General features: G+C 41.9%; 15 protein-coding genes. 5 read left to right on the plus strand and 10 right to left on the minus strand.

Going from position 1 to position 20384, the window contains the following annotated elements; all coding sequences use genetic code 11:
* Positions 1 to 266: 266 nt before the first annotated feature.
* Positions 267 to 1136, plus strand: coding sequence for a DUF5895 domain-containing protein (locus tag D1367_RS15095; RefSeq protein WP_118167170.1), 870 nt, complete (start codon positions 267 to 269; stop codon positions 1134 to 1136).
* A 211-nt stretch (positions 1137 to 1347) separates the two neighbouring features.
* Here the strand turns inward: D1367_RS15095 and mltA are convergent, their stop codons facing one another.
* The 3 genes from mltA to D1367_RS15110 all read right to left on the minus strand — a co-directional run bounded on the left by mltA (position 1348) and on the right by D1367_RS15110 (position 4003).
* Positions 1348 to 2607: a murein transglycosylase A gene (mltA, locus tag D1367_RS15100; protein WP_118171467.1), complete on the minus strand. Its 1260-nt coding sequence runs from the start codon at positions 2605 to 2607 to the stop codon at positions 1348 to 1350.
* Between the two features lie 3 nt (positions 2608 to 2610).
* The gene (locus D1367_RS15105) at positions 2611 to 2865 is read right to left on the minus strand and encodes a hypothetical protein (protein WP_118167171.1); all 255 of its coding nucleotides are present in this window, start codon (positions 2863 to 2865) and stop codon (positions 2611 to 2613) included.
* Positions 2866 to 3232: 367 nt separating this feature from the next.
* Complete coding sequence (locus D1367_RS15110; protein ID WP_147337372.1) at positions 3233 to 4003, minus strand: hypothetical protein; 771 nt, start codon at positions 4001 to 4003, stop codon at positions 3233 to 3235.
* Between the two features lie 517 nt (positions 4004 to 4520).
* Between D1367_RS15110 and D1367_RS15115 the strand changes: the two genes are divergently transcribed.
* Positions 4521 to 5762, plus strand: coding sequence for an ISAs1 family transposase (locus tag D1367_RS15115; protein WP_228674863.1), 1242 nt, complete (start codon positions 4521 to 4523; stop codon positions 5760 to 5762).
* A 472-nt stretch (positions 5763 to 6234) separates the two neighbouring features.
* Positions 6235 to 7614 (plus strand): serine/threonine-protein kinase, encoded by a 1380-nt coding sequence (locus D1367_RS15120; protein WP_118167173.1) that lies wholly within the window; start codon positions 6235 to 6237, stop codon positions 7612 to 7614.
* A gap of 195 nt (positions 7615 to 7809) precedes the next feature.
* On the opposite strand, the gene D1367_RS15125 is transcribed toward D1367_RS15120, so the two are convergent.
* Positions 7810 to 8724: a c-type heme family protein gene (locus D1367_RS15125; protein WP_118167174.1), complete on the minus strand. Its 915-nt coding sequence runs from the start codon at positions 8722 to 8724 to the stop codon at positions 7810 to 7812.
* A gap of 178 nt (positions 8725 to 8902) precedes the next feature.
* Between D1367_RS15125 and D1367_RS15130 the strand changes: the two genes are divergently transcribed.
* Positions 8903 to 9757: a phosphate/phosphite/phosphonate ABC transporter substrate-binding protein gene (locus tag D1367_RS15130; RefSeq protein WP_118167175.1), complete on the plus strand. Its 855-nt coding sequence runs from the start codon at positions 8903 to 8905 to the stop codon at positions 9755 to 9757.
* Positions 9758 to 10122: 365 nt separating this feature from the next.
* Here the strand turns inward: D1367_RS15130 and D1367_RS15135 are convergent, their stop codons facing one another.
* Positions 10123 to 10893: a hypothetical protein gene (locus D1367_RS15135; RefSeq protein ID WP_118167176.1), complete on the minus strand. Its 771-nt coding sequence runs from the start codon at positions 10891 to 10893 to the stop codon at positions 10123 to 10125.
* Between the two features lie 438 nt (positions 10894 to 11331).
* Entirely contained in the window at positions 11332 to 13620 is a 2289-nt protein-coding gene (locus D1367_RS15140; protein ID WP_118167177.1) for an alkaline phosphatase D family protein, read from the minus strand.
* 159 nt (positions 13621 to 13779) lie between these two features.
* Between D1367_RS15140 and D1367_RS15145 the strand changes: the two genes are divergently transcribed.
* Positions 13780 to 14607 carry an Rpn family recombination-promoting nuclease/putative transposase gene (locus D1367_RS15145; RefSeq protein ID WP_118167178.1) on the plus strand — a complete coding sequence of 276 codons (828 nt, stop codon included), beginning with the start codon at positions 13780 to 13782 and terminating at the stop codon, positions 14605 to 14607.
* Between the two features lie 119 nt (positions 14608 to 14726).
* Here D1367_RS15145 and D1367_RS15150 read toward each other — a convergent pair whose 3' ends face one another.
* The 4 genes from D1367_RS15150 to D1367_RS15165 form a co-directional block, all read right to left on the minus strand.
* Entirely contained in the window at positions 14727 to 16118 is a 1392-nt protein-coding gene (locus D1367_RS15150; RefSeq protein WP_118167179.1) for a malic enzyme-like NAD(P)-binding protein, read from the minus strand.
* A gap of 527 nt (positions 16119 to 16645) precedes the next feature.
* Positions 16646 to 17341, minus strand: a complete 696-nt coding sequence (locus tag D1367_RS15155; protein WP_118167180.1) for a Uma2 family endonuclease — start codon at positions 17339 to 17341, stop codon at positions 16646 to 16648.
* Between the two features lie 98 nt (positions 17342 to 17439).
* Entirely contained in the window at positions 17440 to 18522 is a 1083-nt protein-coding gene (gene psbA / locus D1367_RS15160; protein ID WP_118171473.1) for a photosystem II q(b) protein, read from the minus strand.
* A gap of 339 nt (positions 18523 to 18861) precedes the next feature.
* On the minus strand, positions 18862 to 20361 hold the full coding sequence (locus D1367_RS15165; protein WP_118167181.1) for an MBOAT family O-acyltransferase: 1500 nt from the start codon (positions 20359 to 20361) through the stop codon (positions 18862 to 18864).
* Between the last annotated feature and the right edge of the window lie 23 nt (positions 20362 to 20384).

Raw genomic sequence — 20384 nt, forward strand, 5'->3', positions numbered from 1 at the left:
TTGCGGAAGTCCCGATTGAGTAATTTTATCGGATTATCGCCCGAAAATAGGAGAAAATTGGACGGAGATAAGGAAATGCTAAAGTGATAATCTGTTGTTAAAAAAAGAAACAGGGATTGCAACATAGATTGATTCTGTCTTACTCTGGAAAAACTACTATGGCAGTTTGAGTTCCTATTTGCGAACTACAGCACATAACTGGCTCTCGTTTCCTGAGCGCCCTGCCGATAAACTTGTTCAATAAAACACTTTGATAGCCTAAAACGATGAAAGCATCTGCTAATTTCGACTTTGAAGACGATAAATTTAATGCACCGCCTTCTCAAGTCATTCCCTGGTGTCAGATGATTAATCCTCGATATGGCACGGATGGTATGCAATCCCACGGTTTGGCGATTAAGCTGGATAATGCCAATGCTGTCGGCTTTGTGCCAGATGATAATTGGCAGCAAGTGGAGCATGAATTTAGCTCTGGAGTCGAAACGGTCTTTATTACCACTACTCCACGTTTGGTTTTAGTGCGTCGGGGGCCATTGTCTGTCAAAGACCGGGAAAGTGGTCTAAAACTGGGTACGCTCAAAGAGAATTATGATGCTTTTTTAGCCGACAAACTTAAATTTAAAACCTTTACTCGCTATCTAATTTTTATAGTGGGAGAGAATCAAAAGTTTTTACATGAATCACCACTACAACTAACTCTTAATGGTGCCGCTGGAGCGAGTTTCAGCAAAACCTACTGCGAATATCAACAAGGCAAAGTAGTTAGTGGATTCGTCGCTGAACTAGAAAAAGCTTATGCTATTTATCGCAAGCAACCTTTGACACCAAAAGGCCCTTTGTTCCACGCTCACGGGATTTTTTGCCCGATAATTGAGTGTGAAGAAAGAGGTATTGAACCAAATACAGTTCTGGTAGCTTCAACTGTAGACTACAAACATCCCACAGTAGGGACTTTAACACAATACTTAATTGCTTCCGATTCTCTTGAGTCTGCAATGATTTGCAAGACTTTTGAAGAATACAAAGATTTTGGGAAGGAACCTGTGAAAGCTGAAACGCCTAAATTGGCAATGGCAGGAGTTTCCAACTCTTACGTTTATGCTGATGAAGATGATTTTGCTTATCCACCGTACTAAAAAGAGTGAGGAGTGAGGAGTGATGAGTGAGGAGTGAGGAGTGAGGAGTGATGAGTGAGGAGTGAGGAGTGAGGAGTGATGAGTGAGGAGTGAGGAGTGAGGAGTGATGAGTGAGGAGTGATGAGTTTTGAATTAATAACTCCTAACTCCTACCTCCTAACTCCTAACTCCCAACTCCCAACTCCTAACTCCCAACTCCTAACTTCTAACTTTATTCCTTGAGCAGCAAATAATATAGTGAACCATTACCGCCTGTGATGCCAGCGCGATCGCCTGCTAGTTTACCAGACCCCATGAAATAATCCACCCGGCCTGGGCCTTTGATGGCGCTTCCTGTATCTTGGTCAAGCACAAAGCGGCTGACAGTACGCCTCTCTAGTTTGCCACCACCAGCAGGATAGGGAAATGAGTTGTAAATCAGCGCTAGCGCTCCCGGTGGCATGAGAGACTTATCTGTAGCAATGGAACGTTCTGCTGTTACTGGCACATGAATACTACCAGTAGCTGGTCTACCGCTTGTTTCTTGGAAGAAAATAAATCTTTCCCACCGAGGCAAATAATTACTCAACTCGTAAGGTTTTTGTCGGAAGAAAGCAGTCATCCGGGGCATTGTCAATCCTGCCAGTGGAAGTTTGCCATCTTTGGCTAGTTCTTTGCCGATACTAGTCCAAGGGTAATCAGTTCCACCTGCATAGCCAACTGACGTTGTTTTGCCATTAGTTAATTTAATTTGGGCAGAACCTTGGATATGTACCATGTATGCGTCTAGGCGATCGCGGAACCAAAGCAGTTCTAAACCGCGCAATTTACTCTTATTCCCTTTTAAACCATCCTTCCCTTCCAAATCAATTCGTTTTGGGTGGGGTTTAGGCCATTGGCTGAAATTAGGTGGTAGCCGATAAAGAGGATACTTATATATTGCAGTCCTGACACGGCTGGCGGTGTAAACAGGTTCGTAGTAAGCAGTGAACTTGACAGTACCCTTGCCATCGTTGCCCACAGACTGGTACAAGACAAACTCTCGGCTGACAGCAGCTTGTAATTGCGCTGCTGACTGAGAACTGATAACTAGTTGGCGGAAGCGTAGCAAACTCCTCAAGACGCGATCAAGGGTAATTTCCTTCATCGGATAATTTTGATATGCTGCGATCGCCTCTTTCTTTCTTAAGTAAAGCAGACTGTTATCAATGGAAGCCAACAGCGCATTGCGATCGCCTATTTTACCCCTTTGACCCCAAATTTGGTCATCTAAACCTAAGCAAGTCTGTTGGAACGTACAATCGCTTCCAATAGCAACTGGTTTTAGCGGTGGCGTTATCTCAGGAGTAATTGGTATTGGTATAGGTGGAAGATCAGGAGCTATGGGTACTGGCAACGGCAGGAAGTTAGGAACCTGAGCAACAGCCGACCAGAGAGGGTTTACAAGGGCAATTCCCAGACTTAAGGAAAGCAAAGCAAAGGTTTTTCTCATCATTTAGTTGAATCTTTCAACACTAGAACTAAAAACGGGTTCTACCCGGATTGCCACAACTCGGGAAGGTCTTACTACCATATATTCCCCTTGAATATTTTTGATCGGCACGCTAATAAAGTCATTAGAAGCAGATTTTGGCACAAGTTCGCCGCTATACCACTTCTGAAACTCTTGAATAGTCGGAAAACGTACTTCTTCTCTGTGGCCGCTTTCCAGTAGGAGGAATACGGCATATTCATTTGCAGTTCTAGCCATAAGGTTGAATCATTTAAAAAACATTCAACCCATTGTTAACCACGTAACCCCCGAATGAAAAGGGTAAGCATACGGGAGCAGGGGATTTTGAGGTCATCCTTGACTGGTTAAGGTCATAAACAATTTGTCAATAAGTAATAGTGCTTAAAATTTGGCAAGGGGATATTCAAGAAGCAGATGCAGCTAAACGCCGAATTGTGTAGATAAAGCTGAGATGCATTTAATTTTTCAAGCTGAAAATCTCACAGCGAATTTTTCAGGCTCCAAAAAGTACAATTTAGATGCGCGACAGCTTATTGTGATTGTTGGGTATTGTGGTAATGAATTCAAAGAAACATAGTCTGAGACAAAAGTTCCCCTAGCAGTTCTAGCTTGCTACCTGACGTTGATGTTCTTGCTCCAGAAATGCGGTCGGCTGAAATTTGGCGATCTTCTCGTCAAGAATAAAAGATTTGACATATTCAACCATCATCGCTTGGAGAGAGAACAGACCTGATTTGGCATCAATCCACGATCGCGCTTGCAGTAGTTCTAAGGTTTCCAGGAGTTCTTGGGATGAAACAGAAGATGGCATCTTTGTTCGTAGCTGTGAAAAAGAAATGGGTTGACGATTGATTACCATGCATTGAAGCGTTGCTTTCGCTGTATCTGACAGGTGTTTAAATTCTTGGTCTAAATTATAGAAAATTCTACCAAAAACTCTAATTTTTTGTTTTAAAAATTCCGTGATGCTGCCATCAAATAACTGTTGAATCGTTGTGGCAATGCGGTTTAGGACATAGGGATTCCCTGCATAGGATTCGATTAATTGATTCCAGTTGTCTGGTGTTCCTCTAAAGATTCCTTTTGTTTTGAAAAGTTCTTGTATGTCTTTAACCTGTAATCCTTGGAGACAGAATACTCGCACAGGTCGTGTCTTTCCTTCAAGCGAGGCGATCTCATGGAATTTGATCCGACTGGTCAAGATTAAGCAACTTTGATGGGTGGCTTCTCCCACTCTCCTAAACAACTCGCAGTACTCCCCGATGGTTGTGTGATCGAGCCAGATACAGTCTCGACAGGTGATCTTTGGGGCAGCACATTCTTGGAGAACTGTGTCAGCGCCGTCTAAAACCAGTAAGCAACGATGACGTTGCAAATAATGAATCAGTCGTGAAATTTTGTGATTGAATGGTTCTGGCAGATCGGTTTCTTTTCCATTGGATAGGACGGCAATCAGGTCTGCGAGGAGATCGTTAACTGAAGGATTAGGGAGGAGCGAATCGCCAAATCACGAACTCAAACTAGTGACTTGATTGCTGTCGTTCAAGACACTACCAATGTCAGTGTCTCCAGAGACTTCATCTTTACCTAGTCAGCACTTTGTTCGCCAAGATTGCATTCGCGCTTAACAGTCTGCGATCGCGCACAGCACCCGTAAGTAATGCGATGATCGAATTACCGAAAATGAGCAAAGCTTTTAGTAACACAAACTAGTTTGTCACGGCACTTAAAAGGAGCCAGTGTGTTGTTGCAGGGTAAGCGCATCTAAATTTGTGCTTAAAAGTACAGACTAATTTGCCAAAGTATGAGTGAAATATATTTGTGTAAGCATGAAATGTATTAAGTAGTACGTTAATAAGCAGAGCTTTTATTCACATATCAGAGGCTGTCTTATGGCATCACGCTTAAACTCTACTCGTTCACGGCGTCAAACTAATTTCCAGCCGAACGTGCCCAGTGCCACAGCAGTAACAGAACAAATACAGAGCTATTTTAGCGAGATAGAAGACCCTCGTGTACAACGCACCCGTGCCCACTTGTTAACAGATATTTTAATCATCGGTATTTTATCTGCGATCGCAGGAGGTAAAGCATGGGAAGATATGGAAAACTATGGGTTGAGTAAACTTGATTGGTTGAGAGAATTTTTAGCTTTACCAAATGGCATTCCTTGTCCAGATACCTTTCGCCGAGTGTTTGAACGGATTAACCCCAAAGTATTTGAGCGTTGCTTTCAGAGGTGGGTACAGTCGATTGTTGAAACAATGGGAGCGCAGGTAATTCCCATTGATGGCAAGACTCTCAGAGGTTCATACGACAGAGAGAAGAAAAAATCAGCTTTACATTTAGTCAGCGCATGGGCAACTGAACATCGTCTTGTTCTGGGGCAAGTGAAGGTGACAGATAAATCGAACGAAATCACGGCAATTCCCGCGCTACTAGAGTTACTTGATCTGGCTGGATGTATCATTACCATTGATGCAATGGGTACACAAACGGCAATAGCCGCTCAAATACATAAGGCCCATGCTGATTACGTCCTAGCACTGAAAGCCAACCATCCTACACTTCATGGGCAAATTAAAACTTGGTTTGAACAAGCACAAGCTCTCAATTTTGAGGGTATAACTTTTAGCTACGACGAGCGGATAGAAAAGGGGCATCATCGCACTGAAAAAAGACAAGTTTGGACTGTGCCTATTTCTCAATTACCTCCATTGCATCAACAAGCTGATTGGTTAGGTCTGAAAACCGTTGTCATGGTGGTACGACTGCGACACTTATGGAACAAAATTACCCATGAGGTTCAATTTTATTTAACTAGCTTAGACAGTGACGCGCTTATTCTGGGACGAGCTATCCGTCTCCATTGGGGCGTTGAGAATGGTCTACATTGGACTTTGGACGTCACTTTCAATGAAGATGCTTGCCGTGTTCGTACCGGACATGCACCATACAATCTGTCTTTACTCAGACGAATTGCTCTTAATGCTTTGAACCGGGAACAATCTTTGAAACGCAGTAATCGTCAAAAATCGAATCGAGCTGCAATGGATAACAATTATATGCTCACTATTCTTGCTGCTTGTTTATCCCAACATAATAATGATGCCTCACAATCCGCTTGTCAATAGCGTTTGAGACGCGCTTACCCTGTGTGTTGTTGGGGTTCCCCTTGTTGTAGTAACAGACATTGTTGTATCGTATTTCATCACACTCTATAAGGATGTAAGACTCTAAAATCTTTTTGGATTTTAGAGTCTTTGCGTGTGCATCAGCAAAACTTAAACATAAGCTTCTTTACCTCTGACTCTAATCCACCCTGAATCCAATCTCAAAGATATTGATAGTAATGATAAGCACTTAAAATGCAATTATTTACATGAATTTACTGAAAAAGTGTAAGTTTGTTTAGCTCTTGCATGACATTCCAATCAACCTCTGATAAATCATTGGCATTGTTGAAAAACAGTTATCAAGTGAACCTTTAGTACAATCCTCAAAAAACCTTCAAATCTCAGTACTACCTACTTTCTATCTCAAGAAACCTTACTAAAGCTGGTAGTTGTGCCAAGATGAATTTGAGGACTTAAGGCTTGTGACACAATGTTAGGACAATTATTAGACGGACGTTACCAAGTTCTCCAGACCTTAGGTAAAGGTGGATTCGGTCAAACCTACATAGCCCAAGACACCCGCCGACCAGGTTTCCCGAAATGCGTTGTCAAACACCTTAAGCCCGTCACTCGTAGCCCTGAATTTCTCGAAACTGCCAGACGGCTATTTACTAGTGAGGCAGAAACACTAGAACAACTGGGTTACCATGACCAGATTCCTCGACTTTTAGCCTATTTTGAAGAAAACCAAGAGTTCTTCTTGGTGCAAGAGTTTATTGAAGGGCATACTCTAAAAGCGGAACTGTTCCCCAATCAATCTTGGACAGAAGAGAAAGTAATTCAATTTCTCCAACAGATGTTGGATATTCTGCAATTTATTCACAGCCGCAACGTTATCCATCGAGATATCAAGCCGGACAATATAATCAGGCGGCAACAAGACGACAAGTTAGTGCTGATTGACTTTGGCGCAGTCAAACAAGTCCAAACTCAACTGCTTACATTGCCAGCACGCACTGTGGCTACTATTGCCATTGGTACTCCAGGATATATGTCTACAGAACAGGGGCAAGGTAAGCCGCGCCCCAACAGCGATATTTATTCCTTGGGCATTATTGGTATTCAATCGCTAACGGGGTTACATCCGATAAACTTTGAGGAAGACCCAGATACAGGAGAAATTTCTTGGCAGCATCAGGCTAACGTCAGTTCTGAGTTGGCATCTGTGCTATCTAAGATGGTGCTACACCACTTTAAACAGCGCTATCAGTCTGCGGCTGAAGTTCTACAGGTGCTTAAGCATCTCGATACTAAAGTAGAAGCGCAATCACTTGAACTACTATCTTTTACACAACCGCCTGAAGCTTCATCTCAACAAAACTCAATTGAGTATCCGTCTGCTTTTATCCTTTCTGGGGAAAATTATAGTCGGTTGGAAACAATTCTTTTGCAATTTGTCGGCCCCGTTGCCTCAAGATTACTACGACAAGTTGCAGCATCAGCGCCCAACTGTGAAGAGTTAATTAGTCAATTGGCGCTTCATCTTCGAGGAAATCAACAAATTGATTTTAAGAAGAAAACAATGTTTTTACTAGATAAACGTACTTCGCTACAGCAACTTAGTGTTCAATCTGAAATTAAGCCAAATAATTTACCAAATCAAGAACCTCAAGTAATCAACGATAGTTTTGTGCATCAGTGCGAACGAGAATTGGCTGATTTAATTGGGCCAATAGCTAGGTTATTAGTCCAAAAAGCTGTTAGGTCTTCTGGGCAAGGTTCTCGTGCAGATTTTGTGAATGTTTTAGCATCACAAATTCCCGAACCTCAAAAAGCTTTGCAATTTCAGCAACGCCTAAGTCCTAAATAAATTAAAGTTTGTAGTGAGTTAGCGCGGTCTTGGGGGTTTCCCCCATGAGCGACTAACGATAGCGCAGCGTTAGCGAGGTACGAGCGTCACCCGAAGGGTAAGGACTTTAGTCCTGATAATCCTTCTTTTGAGCGATGAATCGCTCACTACAAACTAGGATTTTATTTTATGTTTATTTGATAATCCAAAATGGTATCAGCTTTGGTTATTCAGCATCTCCATAGCTATTTTTAAGCTAGCTTTCATCCGATTAAATGCTTCTGCTAAACCGCCAATTTCATCTTTAGAACTTTCTTCAAAATCAGCATTCATATCACCAATGCTGACTTTTTGAGCTATTTTCTCTATTCTTCTAATACGCTGAATCACATATTTTTTGATTAAAAAGTTAATTAAGAAAAGTACGATCGCAAAGATCGCAATTAAAAGTCCCATTATCCATATCCAAGTCCGTTTGGCATTGGTAAAAATATCTTCAGAAGGAACAGAGACTATTTGGGCAGAAACAATATCATTTAGCTGCCAGCCATAACCATTTTCCAAGCCATAAGTTATCAACTGACTCTTAGGAGCTTTATCTGGTGTAGAATGACACCGCAGACATCGCTGCTCTGTAATCTTAAGTGGTCGCGCAATATAAAATACTTCGCCTTCTGACAAGGTGCGAAAGCCGGTAATTTCTAAAGTATTGGGTTCGTTGCGAAAACGCTCTACAAGTTGAGTTTCAAAACTATCGGCTTTATCTGCTAAATTAGTTGGATTAAGTGTTGCATCTTTATGAAAAAAGTTACTATATTCCGGGTTTTTACGAAAATTTTCAAAAACCTCTTTAGCGGAAAAGGTTGGTATTACTTCAGGTATGAACGTTGGGTTAGTATCTACTCTAGCTTCCAATAGGGGAATTATACGATTTTGTGTATAGTTTCTAACTGCGTTTACCATTTGGATGAGAATCTCTGCTTGGGAAGCGACTTCATTTTGCGCCCTTCCCTGAAGTACACTGGATAAGGCAACGCCACTACCCAAAATGCTGATAATGAAAACTAATATTAAAAGTAAGTTAAATTTAGCACCTATTTTTAAGTTTTTTAACGTAATTTTGTTTAACATAACCTAAGCAACAAAGGCGGTATATAAGTTTGTTTAATATTTATTTATACCTATTATAAACCATCCCAGTAACATTTAAATAAATATTAATTTTTTGCTGCAATATAACCTATTTAGGCAGCAATCAAAGTTATCTAAATTAGTCTTGACCAAGTTATTCCCTTAAGCATAATTAGTGATGTTTTTGCGATTTCCCCGTCGTTTCTTTCTGTTTAATCTGCTAGGTTTGACATTTGCCGCTTGCCAATCACCACGAGAGTTTGAGGGCACATTAACTATTGGTGTGATCAACTATGGTGGAGGCGAACAAATAATTAACCAATATGCTAAATTTAACAATTACTTGGGTGAGAAGACAAATGCATTAATTCAGCTAGAGCCTGTTTTTAATGAAAACAAAGCGGTTGAGCGCCTTGAGGCTCGTGCTTGGTCGTTGGTATTTGCTCCACCGGGTTTAGCTGCGATCGCGATCGCACGTCACCAATATCTACCTCTGTTTCCTTTAATAGGTATTAGTAATTTGCGTTCAATCTTCGTTGTCCGCAAAGACAATCCCATAACCGACTTAAAACAGCTACAAGGTCAAACAGTGGCTTTAGGTCAGTTAGGTTCAGCAACAGGATACTATTTCCCACTTTACAATCTTTTTGGTACAACATTAGCAGAGATTCTATTTGCACCGACGCCCAAAGCCGCGCTGGAATTGGTTGCTGAGGGAAAAGCGATCGCCTGTGCTGTCTCGGAGGCTGAATTGAGTCTCTACGGTTCACAGTTGGGATCAACCCAATTCCGCATCCTATTTAAAGACCCTCACTATGTACCCTTGGGTGTGGTCTTGATTGGGCCTAATGTCGAACGTAACCGTCAAGAGTTCATCCGTAAAGTAATGAGCGATGCGCCTTCAGGTTTAGCTCAAGAAGTAGGGTATGTACCCAATGGACAAGTACCAGATTACAAATACATGATTTCTATGGTTGATCGGGTCAGTTCTATTACTTCCAAGCTGCAAAGTAAACCTGTTCGTATATTTTAAATCCTAATTCAAAGGGGTTTTTATGTTTTATATCTCTATTACCTCAAAGTTATTCAACCCCCCGATATATTGGGGGGCTTTAAGAGACTATTTCCCCTCTTTTACATCACGAGGTGTAGGGGCACGGCACTGCCCATTGGTGTCAACTTAAGCTCAAACGCTTTTCAAATCTCGTTTCCAGCCAGAGGCTGGAAATGCTGATCGTTGGGCTGCTGCCGCGAGTTCGGGAGGCGGCAGCCCCAACGATGGGCATTCCCAGTCGGAGCAGGGGAACGAGACAATCTAAAAGCTAGTTCTAGGCTGGCTTTCACGCTAAATTGACGTAAACGAGAACTGCTATAGTTGGATAACTTATGATAAATTGCTCAATAAAACAACTTGAATCGTGCTAGTTGATTTTGAAGCGTTCCTGTTAGGATTTTATTTAGTTCTGTGGTGTCTTGGAATTGCAAAATTTGCTGTGTCGGTAAGTCGAAAGGAAATTGCCCTTCAAAATCGGGGCGTTGCATGTGCGCTAATAAAATCTGTTCAGACCGCTTACTTTGGATGGCATAGCCAATCTCAATACAGACATTCGGACTAGGAATTACTTGAGGAGTTTCTTTACCGTCAATAGTAGCAATGGGCGTGGTATCAGCGATAAATAACAAACTCTTACGGATTTTTCGCATGATCGTGCGGTTAATCCGTACAGTAGCATCACTGGGGCGAGAGGATTCTACTAATGTTAAATGTTGTCGCGATCGCTTGTTTAAAATGTCCAAACTTTTTCGCAGTTCTTCTCTGAGAACATTCGTCGCTGCGGCATACTCTGTTTGATACGATAAAAAAATCGTTGGTTCTAACTGAGCCAACAGCGCCTGTTTGGTAAAATAAATTTCATGACTAATTAAGTCAATGTTGGCGACGCAATAGCCACCACTACCTTCAATATAAAATTCAATATTTTCCCCTTCCAGATAGCGTCCAAACCAAATTGATTTCTTAACTTCGTCGCTTTCTTCTAAAAAGTCTGCTCTCAATGCTGATCTCAGCAAGCTTTTTTTGCTTAAGCGAATGTCCGGCGGACGTTTTTCCAGTTCTGCAATCGGCTCGTAATCCTGTAGATACCACGCTCTGAGCGCAATAATTGACATAAGGCGCTATTTAAACTATTTTTTACTATTTAACTTTGTATAATCTTACACTAAGAACAGTCCCTATCTTAGACTTCTCTTTAAACAGAACAACACCCTAACCTCTACTCGCTGAACTATCTCCTCTCATTCTTTATCATAGCCAGGGATATACTAACTTTCATCGCTTGTGTAAACAAGTTCTGAAAATCAGTTACAGTGCCCCCTAATCTTCGATATTTGAGGAAATAGCAGTTTTCGCGTTGGGTGTTGCTGTGTTTTGACGAGACAGATTTAAGTTAAACAGCGTTTTTTACCTCTTACTACATTCCAAATGCAGCTGTTATATCTGCCAGGGATAGCTTTATTAGCTTCAATTATTAGATTATCACTTCTGGATGGGAGGAATTTTTTTTGCAACTAAACTTTACTTCGGTGGGTTGGGGGGAGCTTCCGGGGTCATCGTAATAATGACTTATTAGGCGTTAGCTGGCTCTCAAAACGGCTGTAAACAACTTGAGTTGGATACCAAGAAGAAAACCAGTACAAATCTTGAATAACTTTGCAATAACTACTCCCATCTACTAACTCAAAGTGAACCAGACCTAAATTGTTAAATCCAACAACTTCTCGACCCTCCTGAACCCAACGAAATTTCCAAAACATCAGGGGTTGTAACCATTTCCATTTGGCATTTTCGGCTCGTTTCCAGGGAGCTATCAACGATGATATATCTGCTTGGAAGCGAGAATTCTGAACGCTGTTTCGAGGTATCCACTCCAACACACAATGCCACTCAGAGTTAGTCAGCAACTGGCGATTATGGTGTAATTGTTTCTCTGAAATTTCTACCATATTGGGTGGATTGCTCCAACCTATCCAATGTCGCACCTTTTCTGGTAGCAGCCAATGTTTTAATCGTGTATGAATCAGCCGCGTCAAAATCTCTTCATTCTTTAATGCACTAGCGGTTAATTGCACTAAAACAGACTGTAATTTGGAATGAGTGCGTGCATAAGACAAGTGAGCAACAGAACTGTAGTGGATATCTCCTGATAGAATAACAACTTGTTGACGTTCCTCAAACAAAGTGGTTAAAAATTTCGCTAGTGCTTCAACATTAATGTTCCAAGCATCTCCAACATCCGTTGAAAAAACTTTCTCTTGTTGTAACTGCCAATGGTGAATCCAATCAATCACCTGTAGTCCAAATACGTTTGTGGGCGCAATCACAAATGTAGTTTGAATCTGAGTTTGTTCAGCTATTTGTTGTAAAGGTAAAACTAGTTGTTGTTCAAAGGCTTTTGGACACAATAGCATCGGTGGTGCGATCGCTTTTTGATCGGCTGGATAACCACGCCAAGTCCGCGTATCCAGCACAATTACTTCATGGCGATCGCTCCTGACTATGTAATTCCAAGTAATTGCTTCAGGATGTCGATCCAGAATGAACACTGCACCATCTCGGACTAAAATAGGTAAATCTGTGTGGGGATCATAGGCTGGCATACCTACATAGCGAGCGATCGCTTCATCAGCCTTGGCATCTCTTCCTTGAGAAGCTGACCAAGCTTGTGCAGCCTGCAACAGCTTTTCACCTGGTTTCCCTTCTGCAAATTGCTCAGGCGTATTGCCCCAAGCTTGAAACACCGTGTAAGCTAACAATGCATTTTGGACTATTCTTCGCCCCAAGGGACGCCCTAATACTCGCAAACACCAAGCTTGGTTCAAATTCCAGTCATCAGTAATATCATGGTCATCAAAGATGGTGTACATGGGAATATTGGCAAGGGCGCGGCGCACTTTCCCAAGGGTATAAATGAATTGGCGTAAATGCCGCACTGCTCGATTCCAGTGCTTGATAGCATGGCGATCGCGCGTTACTTGGTGTCCTTTGGGAAATGCGGCGGGCCAGCATACTGGCGACCAAGCTAGTAAATAAGTAGCGTAATATTCACCCAGGCTGAAAAGATGACTGTTAACTTTCTCAGCTTTATTATGTAATCCTGCGGTCAACCCAGCTTGATTTGTCGCAACATCAGCCCGTTCTCCAGGGGGTAGTTGCTGGGGAGTGCTGTAAACTCCATTTACAGGAAGTTGTTCTTCCCAACCCAAGAGGGCATCACCAAGAGTACTAGCAACCCACAGGGAGGGATCTGCTACATCGTCGCCGTAAATTTGATCTCCGGTGAGGAATAGCTGGTGCGGACGGTGTTGGGGTTGATTTGCTTTTGACTCAATCAAACTGTCGAGAATTGGCAGTGCATCAAACCCATGACCATGAGGTTTACGGCAGGAAGCATGGATAATTTGCAAATCTTGCAGACGGTTTGGCGGTAGAACAAAGGTTGGTTTTTGATGTTCAAAGTAGCTGATGCTGACTGTAGGAGAGGAGTTTGAGCATAATGCTTGTTGCAGCGTTTGGGGGTTTTGGTCAGCGAGAGTAAATTGGAGGTCGTATGCATAGATGCGGTTATTAGTTAAACAATGCCCCTCCGTAGACCGAGCCGTTATAGCAGCAATGTGAAGATACTTGCCCAAAGCGACGGTAGAGTGTTGGCCTTCTAATAAGCAATCTCTTAATACTTCACCATCATTTGTTGTGCTATAAACCTTGAGTTCTATCTGACAAGACTGTTTCAGTGCCACCCATACCGTTACTGACTTCGTTTCGGTATGTTTTAGAATTGGCCCCGCTAAAATTAGTGGCAGTTCTTGTAAAAACTCGTCGCCAGCTTGATACTTCATTGCAAACAGTTGACACGATGGTGTTTTGGATGATCCTGCTTTATTTATAATCCAATCACCAAATGGGGACGAGTGTTTCGCTAGCCTTCAATCATAATGAGCGATGGCAAAACTGTAAAATATGCTCATCAACTGTAAAACTAGCTTCAATTGTCTAGAGTGAAAACCGACAGTATCTTTTATCGCATCTTTCAAAGCTTCCCCAGCACGTTCTTTGAACTCATTAACCAACCGTCATCACTAGCCAGTGCTTATCAATTTTCTTCAGTCGAAGTCAAACAATTGGCATTTAGAATTGATGGTGTATTTTTACCTAATACTCCAGAACTACCCATTTATTTTGCTGAGGTGCAATTTCAACCCGATAAAAAAATTTATTCCCGTTTATTCGCCGAAATCTTTAACTATCTCGACAAAACTGAATTAACTAACACCTGGCGTGGTGTTGTCATCTTTCCCAATCGCAGCGTTGATAGTGGAGATACAGAAAGATATGCAGAATTACTTAACTCACAACGAGTGACTCGCGTTTACCTCAACGAGTTAAGCTCAATTCCCACATCATCAATCGGGATTGAGACAGTCAAACTAATCATAGAACCAGAATCAACTGCAACAGCGAAAGCTATAGAGATTGTAAACAGCGCCCGAAAAGAAATTCTCAATGCCGCCCAACAAAGGGAAATTATACAATTGATAGAAACGATATTAATCTACAAATTGCCGCGCTTGAGCCGGGAGGAGATGGGAAAAATGTTCGGATTAAGTGAGTTAAAGCAAACTAAATTTTACCAAGAAGTTTTTGCAGAGGGTAAAGAAGAGGGTAAAGAAGAAGGCAAGCTAGAAGGCAAGCTAGAAGGCAAGCTAGAAGGCAAGTTAGAAACAATACCTCAGCTATGGGCGTTAGGATTGAGTATTGAACAAATAGCCCAAGCATTAGGTTTGGACGAACAAGTTGTTAGGCAAGCTGTACAACCGAAATCATAAAATGATGGAGAGTACCCAAAATGCTTTGCTGGTTTTGGCAATTTCCCTATAGGAAATTGCATATAAGGATGTGCTGTGGGACGGGCGAGATGCCCATCCCATAAAAGTCATTATTTGAATTAATTCCGAGCGATACCTTCTTGACGCGCTGCTTGTTGTACAGCAGCAGCAACAGCAGTGACGACGCGCTCATCAAAGACGGAAGGGATAATATGTTCCCGATCTAAGTCTGAAGGCTTAACTAAAGAAGCGATCGCATTTGCGGCTTCTAGGTACATTGTGGTGGTAATTGTATGGGCCCGACAATCTAAAGCACCACGGAATACCCCAGGAAAAGCTAAAACGTTATTGATTTGATTCGGGTAATCACTACGACCGGTAGCGATCACAGCTACATCTTTGCTGATTAATTCTGGCTGAATCTCTGGAATCGGATTTGCCATTGCAAACACAATTGCATCTTTCGCCATCGATTGCACCATTTCTGGTGTCAAAACTCCCGGTGCGCTGACTCCAATAAATACATCTGCCCCTTGCATTGCACCCGCTAATGTACCCTGCGCTTTCACGGCAAATTCGAGTTTTTCTTCTGTCAAATCGGTACGACTAGTAGAGATAATCCCTTTAGAGTCGCACATCCAGATTTTTTCTGCCCCAGCTTTACGGAGTAATCGAGCGATCGCTACTCCCGCCGCCCCAGCACCATTAATCACGATGCGGATTTCCGCCATTGACTTATTTACCAGCTTTAGTGAGTTAAACAACGCTGCCAAGGTGACAATTGCTGTACCATGCTGATCATCATGAAAAACGGGGATATCTAACTCTTCGCGCAATCTTCTTTCAATTTCAAAGCAGCGAGGTGCAGCGATATCCTCTAAATTCACACCCCCAAAAACTGGCGCGATGTTCTTGACTGTCTGGATAATCTCTTCTGTATCTTGAGTAGCCAGACAAATGGGAAAAGCATCTAGCCCCGCAAATTCCTTAAATAGCATTGCTTTACCTTCCATAACTGGTAAGGCTGCTGCTGGGCCGAGATTTCCCAATCCCAAAACGGCACTACCATCGGTAACAATGGCAACAGTGTTTTGTTTGATGGTTAATTTGTAAACTTCCTCTGGATCTTGAGCGATCGCTGTACAAATTCGACCAACTCCAGGTGTGTAAGCCATTGCTAAATCAGACACACTTTTTAAGGGAATTCTGCTAGTAATGCTGATTTTGCCACCACGATGCAAATTAAAGGTGCGATCGTAGACGCTGAGTAACTTGATGTCTGGCAATGCTTTGACTGCTTGCACAATGGTTTCAGCGTGTTCAGTACTAGCAGCATCAACGGTAATATCGCGGGTGGATTCTTTGCGGGTTTGCTCGATTAAATCAATTTGACCGAGATTACCACCAGTAGTTGCGATCGCCTGGGTTATCGATGCTAACATCCCCACACGATTGGGAATCTGCAAGCGCAGTGTCAAACTAAAACTAGAATTAGGAGTTAGGTTTGCCATGTTGATTTTAGATTTTAAGTTTTAGATTTTATATTGAATTGAGACGAAAATTAAAATCTGAGATTTCTAGTCAGTGGAAATACAATCAATCTTAACTCTGGGTATAACCACAGTAGTTAGTTTACTCACTACTCAAAGTTTTGATAATTATTTTTATTTATACCAAAGCATTTACTAATATAAATGAGTAACAATTTAGTAATTGTACCCAAATACACCACAATCAGGTTCGGATAAGGTTTTTTCATGACACATCCTAGATCACAAAGACGCGATAAATCGCCGTCTTTACAATAATCAGTCCTTTGTCTTGACGGCGATTTATCGCGTCTCTTGCCTTAACCGAATTGTACCCAAATACACCAGATATTTTTTTATATTTTATCTGTATAAAAAAAGCGCTCTCTGTCTAGAGGGCGCGGTGAATTTTAAATTACAATTAACCGTAGATTGCAGGTGCGATCAACATATCACGTTTTACACGAATAATTTATATTTATTTTTCAAGACAATTGTATTAAGTTTTACTAAGTTAAACGCTCAACAAACTCCGTGTGTTCTTTTGAATTTAACCCTTGTTGCAGCACTGCTAAAACTGTGGTCATGTCTCCTGTAATGAGTGAGGTGACAGCTAACCACAAACCTGGAAATACTTTACTTTTAATCACACCATCTGCATCTGCCACAAGTGGTAAATATTCACCATTTTGCAAACAGAACCAGTCGAGTTTATTCTCTAAAGTTTGCCAGACGATATATTCCTGCACTCCGTTGCGGCGGTAGGCACGTTTTTTGTCGTACAAATCAATAGATGCGCTACTGGCTGCTACTTCTGCTACTAATTCCGGTGCGCCTTCTACGTAATCATCTTCACTGATTTGTGCCTGTCCTCTGGTTGGTTTATCTATCAACAGCAAAACATCAGGTTGTGGTTCATTGTCTAAATCCAAGCGCACGGTAGCATTGTCGCCTAGCTCTACGCCTGGAGTGGAAACTTTGTAATTTCCTAACCAGACAATTAAGTTTCCATGAGGTAAACCATGACTTCTAAAACGCAGTGGTGATGCCACGTAAACTACTCCTTCGATTAATTCTGCTTTTTTATTGGGCATTGCTGTATAACGCCGCTCAAATTCGTGGCGGGTTAAGCGATCGCCACTTTCTAAAGGAGGGATAAAAGCGCTATTATTTAAGCCATAGCCATGTTCCACAGAAGCAGTCATTACCTGATTCCTCATCCATAGGAGTTGTAGCTTGAATCTAACAAAAAAAGCGTCCCCCATCTCTGGAGGGCGCTTTTTATTTAGCTAAATTTTCAGAATTAACCGTTGATAGCAGGAGCAGTTAGAGCGACAGGAGTAACTTCACCAGCAGCTAAGTCTAAGGGGAAGTTGTGAGCGTTACGCTCGTGCATTACTTCCATACCCAAGTTAGCGCGGTTGATTACGTCTGCCCAGGTGCTGATAACGCGACCTTGGGAGTCAATAACTGATTGGTTGAAGTTGAAACCGTTCAAGTTGAACGCCATCGTGCTGATACCCAAAGCGGTGAACCAGATACCGACGACAGGCCAAGCTGCTAAGAAGAAGTGCAGTGAACGGCTGTTGTTGAAGGAAGCATATTGGAAAATCAAACGACCGAAGTAGCCGTGGGCTGCAACGATGTTGTAGGTTTCTTCTTCTTGACCGAACTTGTAACCGTAGTTAAGAGATTCGGTTTCGGTGGTTTCACGCACCAAGGAAGATGTAACCAAGGAACCGTGCATTGCAGAGAACAATGAACCGCCGAATACACCAGCCACACCTAACATGTGGAAGGGGTGCATCAAGATGTTATGTTCTGCTTGGAACACAATCATGAAGTTGAAGGTTCCAGAGATACCCAAAGGCATACCATCAGAGAATGAACCTTGACCGATTGGGTAGATCAAGAATACTGCGGTAGCGGAAGCCAAAGGTGCGCTGTAAGCTACGCAAATCCAAGGACGCATACCTAAACGGTAAGAAAGTTCCCACTGACGACCAAGGTAGCAAGCGCAACCGATCAAGAAGTGGAAAACTACCAATTGGTAAGGGCCGCCGTTGTACAACCACTCATCTAAGGAAGCTGCTTCCCAAATGGGGTAGAAGTGCAAGCCGATAGCGTTGGAGGAAGGAACAACTGCGCCAGAGATGATGTTATTTCCGTAGATCAAGGAACCTGCAACGGGTTCGCGGATACCATCGATGTCTACTGGAGGTGCTGCGATGAAAGCAATTACGAAGCAAGCAGTAGCAGCTAGTAGGGTTGGGATCATGAGTACACCAAACCAACCGATATATATACGATTGTCGGTGCTGGTGATCCACTCGCAAAAGCGATCCCATACGTTGGCGTCAGAGCGCCGTTGTAAGGTTGTGGTCATTGTTTTATAAGTGCTATGGGTTGTTAAATATGGAACAAGCAAGATTTATTTTGCCTGTTGAAATACAGTCTACATGAATTTACTTGGACGCGATCTCTGACTTAATATTCTGTAACATAATTCTTTAACAAACTCATCGAACTGTAAAGTTTTCCTACTATAAACAATAGTGATAAAAGTAGTATATTAAGGCGTTTCAACTCCAAACTAGCTATAACTTTCAATGACGCGATCGCCTAGTTAATTCTCTTTACATTCCTTTACAAAAAGCTGATTGCAAAAGTTTTAAGTTTTGTTTATTTGTAAAGAAATAATAAGTTGTAAGTTGTCTTATGTTTATCAAAAATCAAAGTAGATATAGGGCAAACTGCCTTCAGGAGCTAATAACCAAACAGCGTAGAAACATAGGGGAACGAAGACAAGCTTAAGAGGCCAGTTAAACTCTAACTTCAGTATTCGGTTGAAGGTATAGACTAGAGCCATAAGGGCAGCTATAGCTACAAGTACCCAAGCAAGTTGAGATTGGCTCATATTTAAGGCATCTACATAGACTTTTTGAGCAAACTGAGCGTCAGCCGGATAACCCCAAAGATGCCGAATTACCAAAGAAGAGTCTTCGAGGTTAGGTAGACGGAACCAAATCCAAGAGGTAAAAACCATCAGTTGGGTTAATAACCAAGCGAAAAAGATACCTAGAGGATTTTGCCAGAATTGTTCTAGATTTTCAAAGCGATCGCTCATAGTATCTGTAAGTCGATGAACCACCAAGGCTAATCCGTGCAAGATGCCCCAAACTACATAACCCAAAGCAGCACCGTGCCAGATACCAGCAATTAGCATCACAATAAATAAATTCCAGCAGGTACGGACTAAACCCCGACGGGAACCACCCAAAGGAAAGTATACATAATTACGTAGCCAATCTCCTAGAGTGATATGCCAGCGCCGCCAAAATTCGGAAATATTGGTGCTGAAGTAGGGAAAATCGAAATTTTCAGGTAGAACCAAGCCGAAAAGCATCGCACTACCACGGGCGATGTCTACGTAACCGTTGAAATCTAGATATAATTGCAAACCGTAGGCAAATGTAGCTAACCACAAATCGGTACTACCCGCCCTTTGTAGATTACCAAAACATAAATCGACGAAAATACCAAGGTGGTCTGCAAAAATACCTTTTTTGACTGCCCCTCTAGCAATCAACCACAGCGCCTCAGCTACTTTATCGCTATTGGGTAAGTTTAGTGTATTGAATTGATTTCCTAAGTTGTGGTAGCGCGTAATGGGGCCTGAAATCAGTTTGACGAAGAATAATTTGTAGGTAGCAAATTTGAGAAACTGCTCAGTAGCAGGGGCACCGCGATAGACATCTATTAAATAGGCAATGCATTCAAAGGTAAAAAATGAAATTCCCAAAGGTGCAATTAATTTAAAAGAGCTATCGGGTGAGTTTGTTTGCACATTAAAAACAAACTTGAATAAAGGAGTAAAATACTTATAACCTAATAATAGTAAAACATTTAGAAATATCCCCAGCCACAAAACTTTTAAACGACGGCGATTCCAGTCACCTTGGGCAAATTGCCACTCTTCATTAGAAATTTGCCAGTCAAGAGAATGTTTTCCGGGTGAGGTATTTTTCCCAATCTCTAGCCCCACACGAAAATTAATATACGTCAATGCTAGTAGTAATGGTATGTACTGCATCTGCAAAGATGCGTAGAAAACCAAGCTGGCAATTAGCAGCGTCCACAATCGCAATTTCTGTTGTGCTAAAGACCAATAAATTCCTAGTACACTCAACAAGAACAGCCCATAAAAAATTGATATAAAGTTCATTTTTTAGTTATTTGTCATTTGTC

Source organism: Nostoc sphaeroides, from assembly GCF_003443655.1.
Lineage (GTDB): Bacteria > Cyanobacteriota > Cyanobacteriia > Cyanobacteriales > Nostocaceae > Nostoc > Nostoc sphaeroides.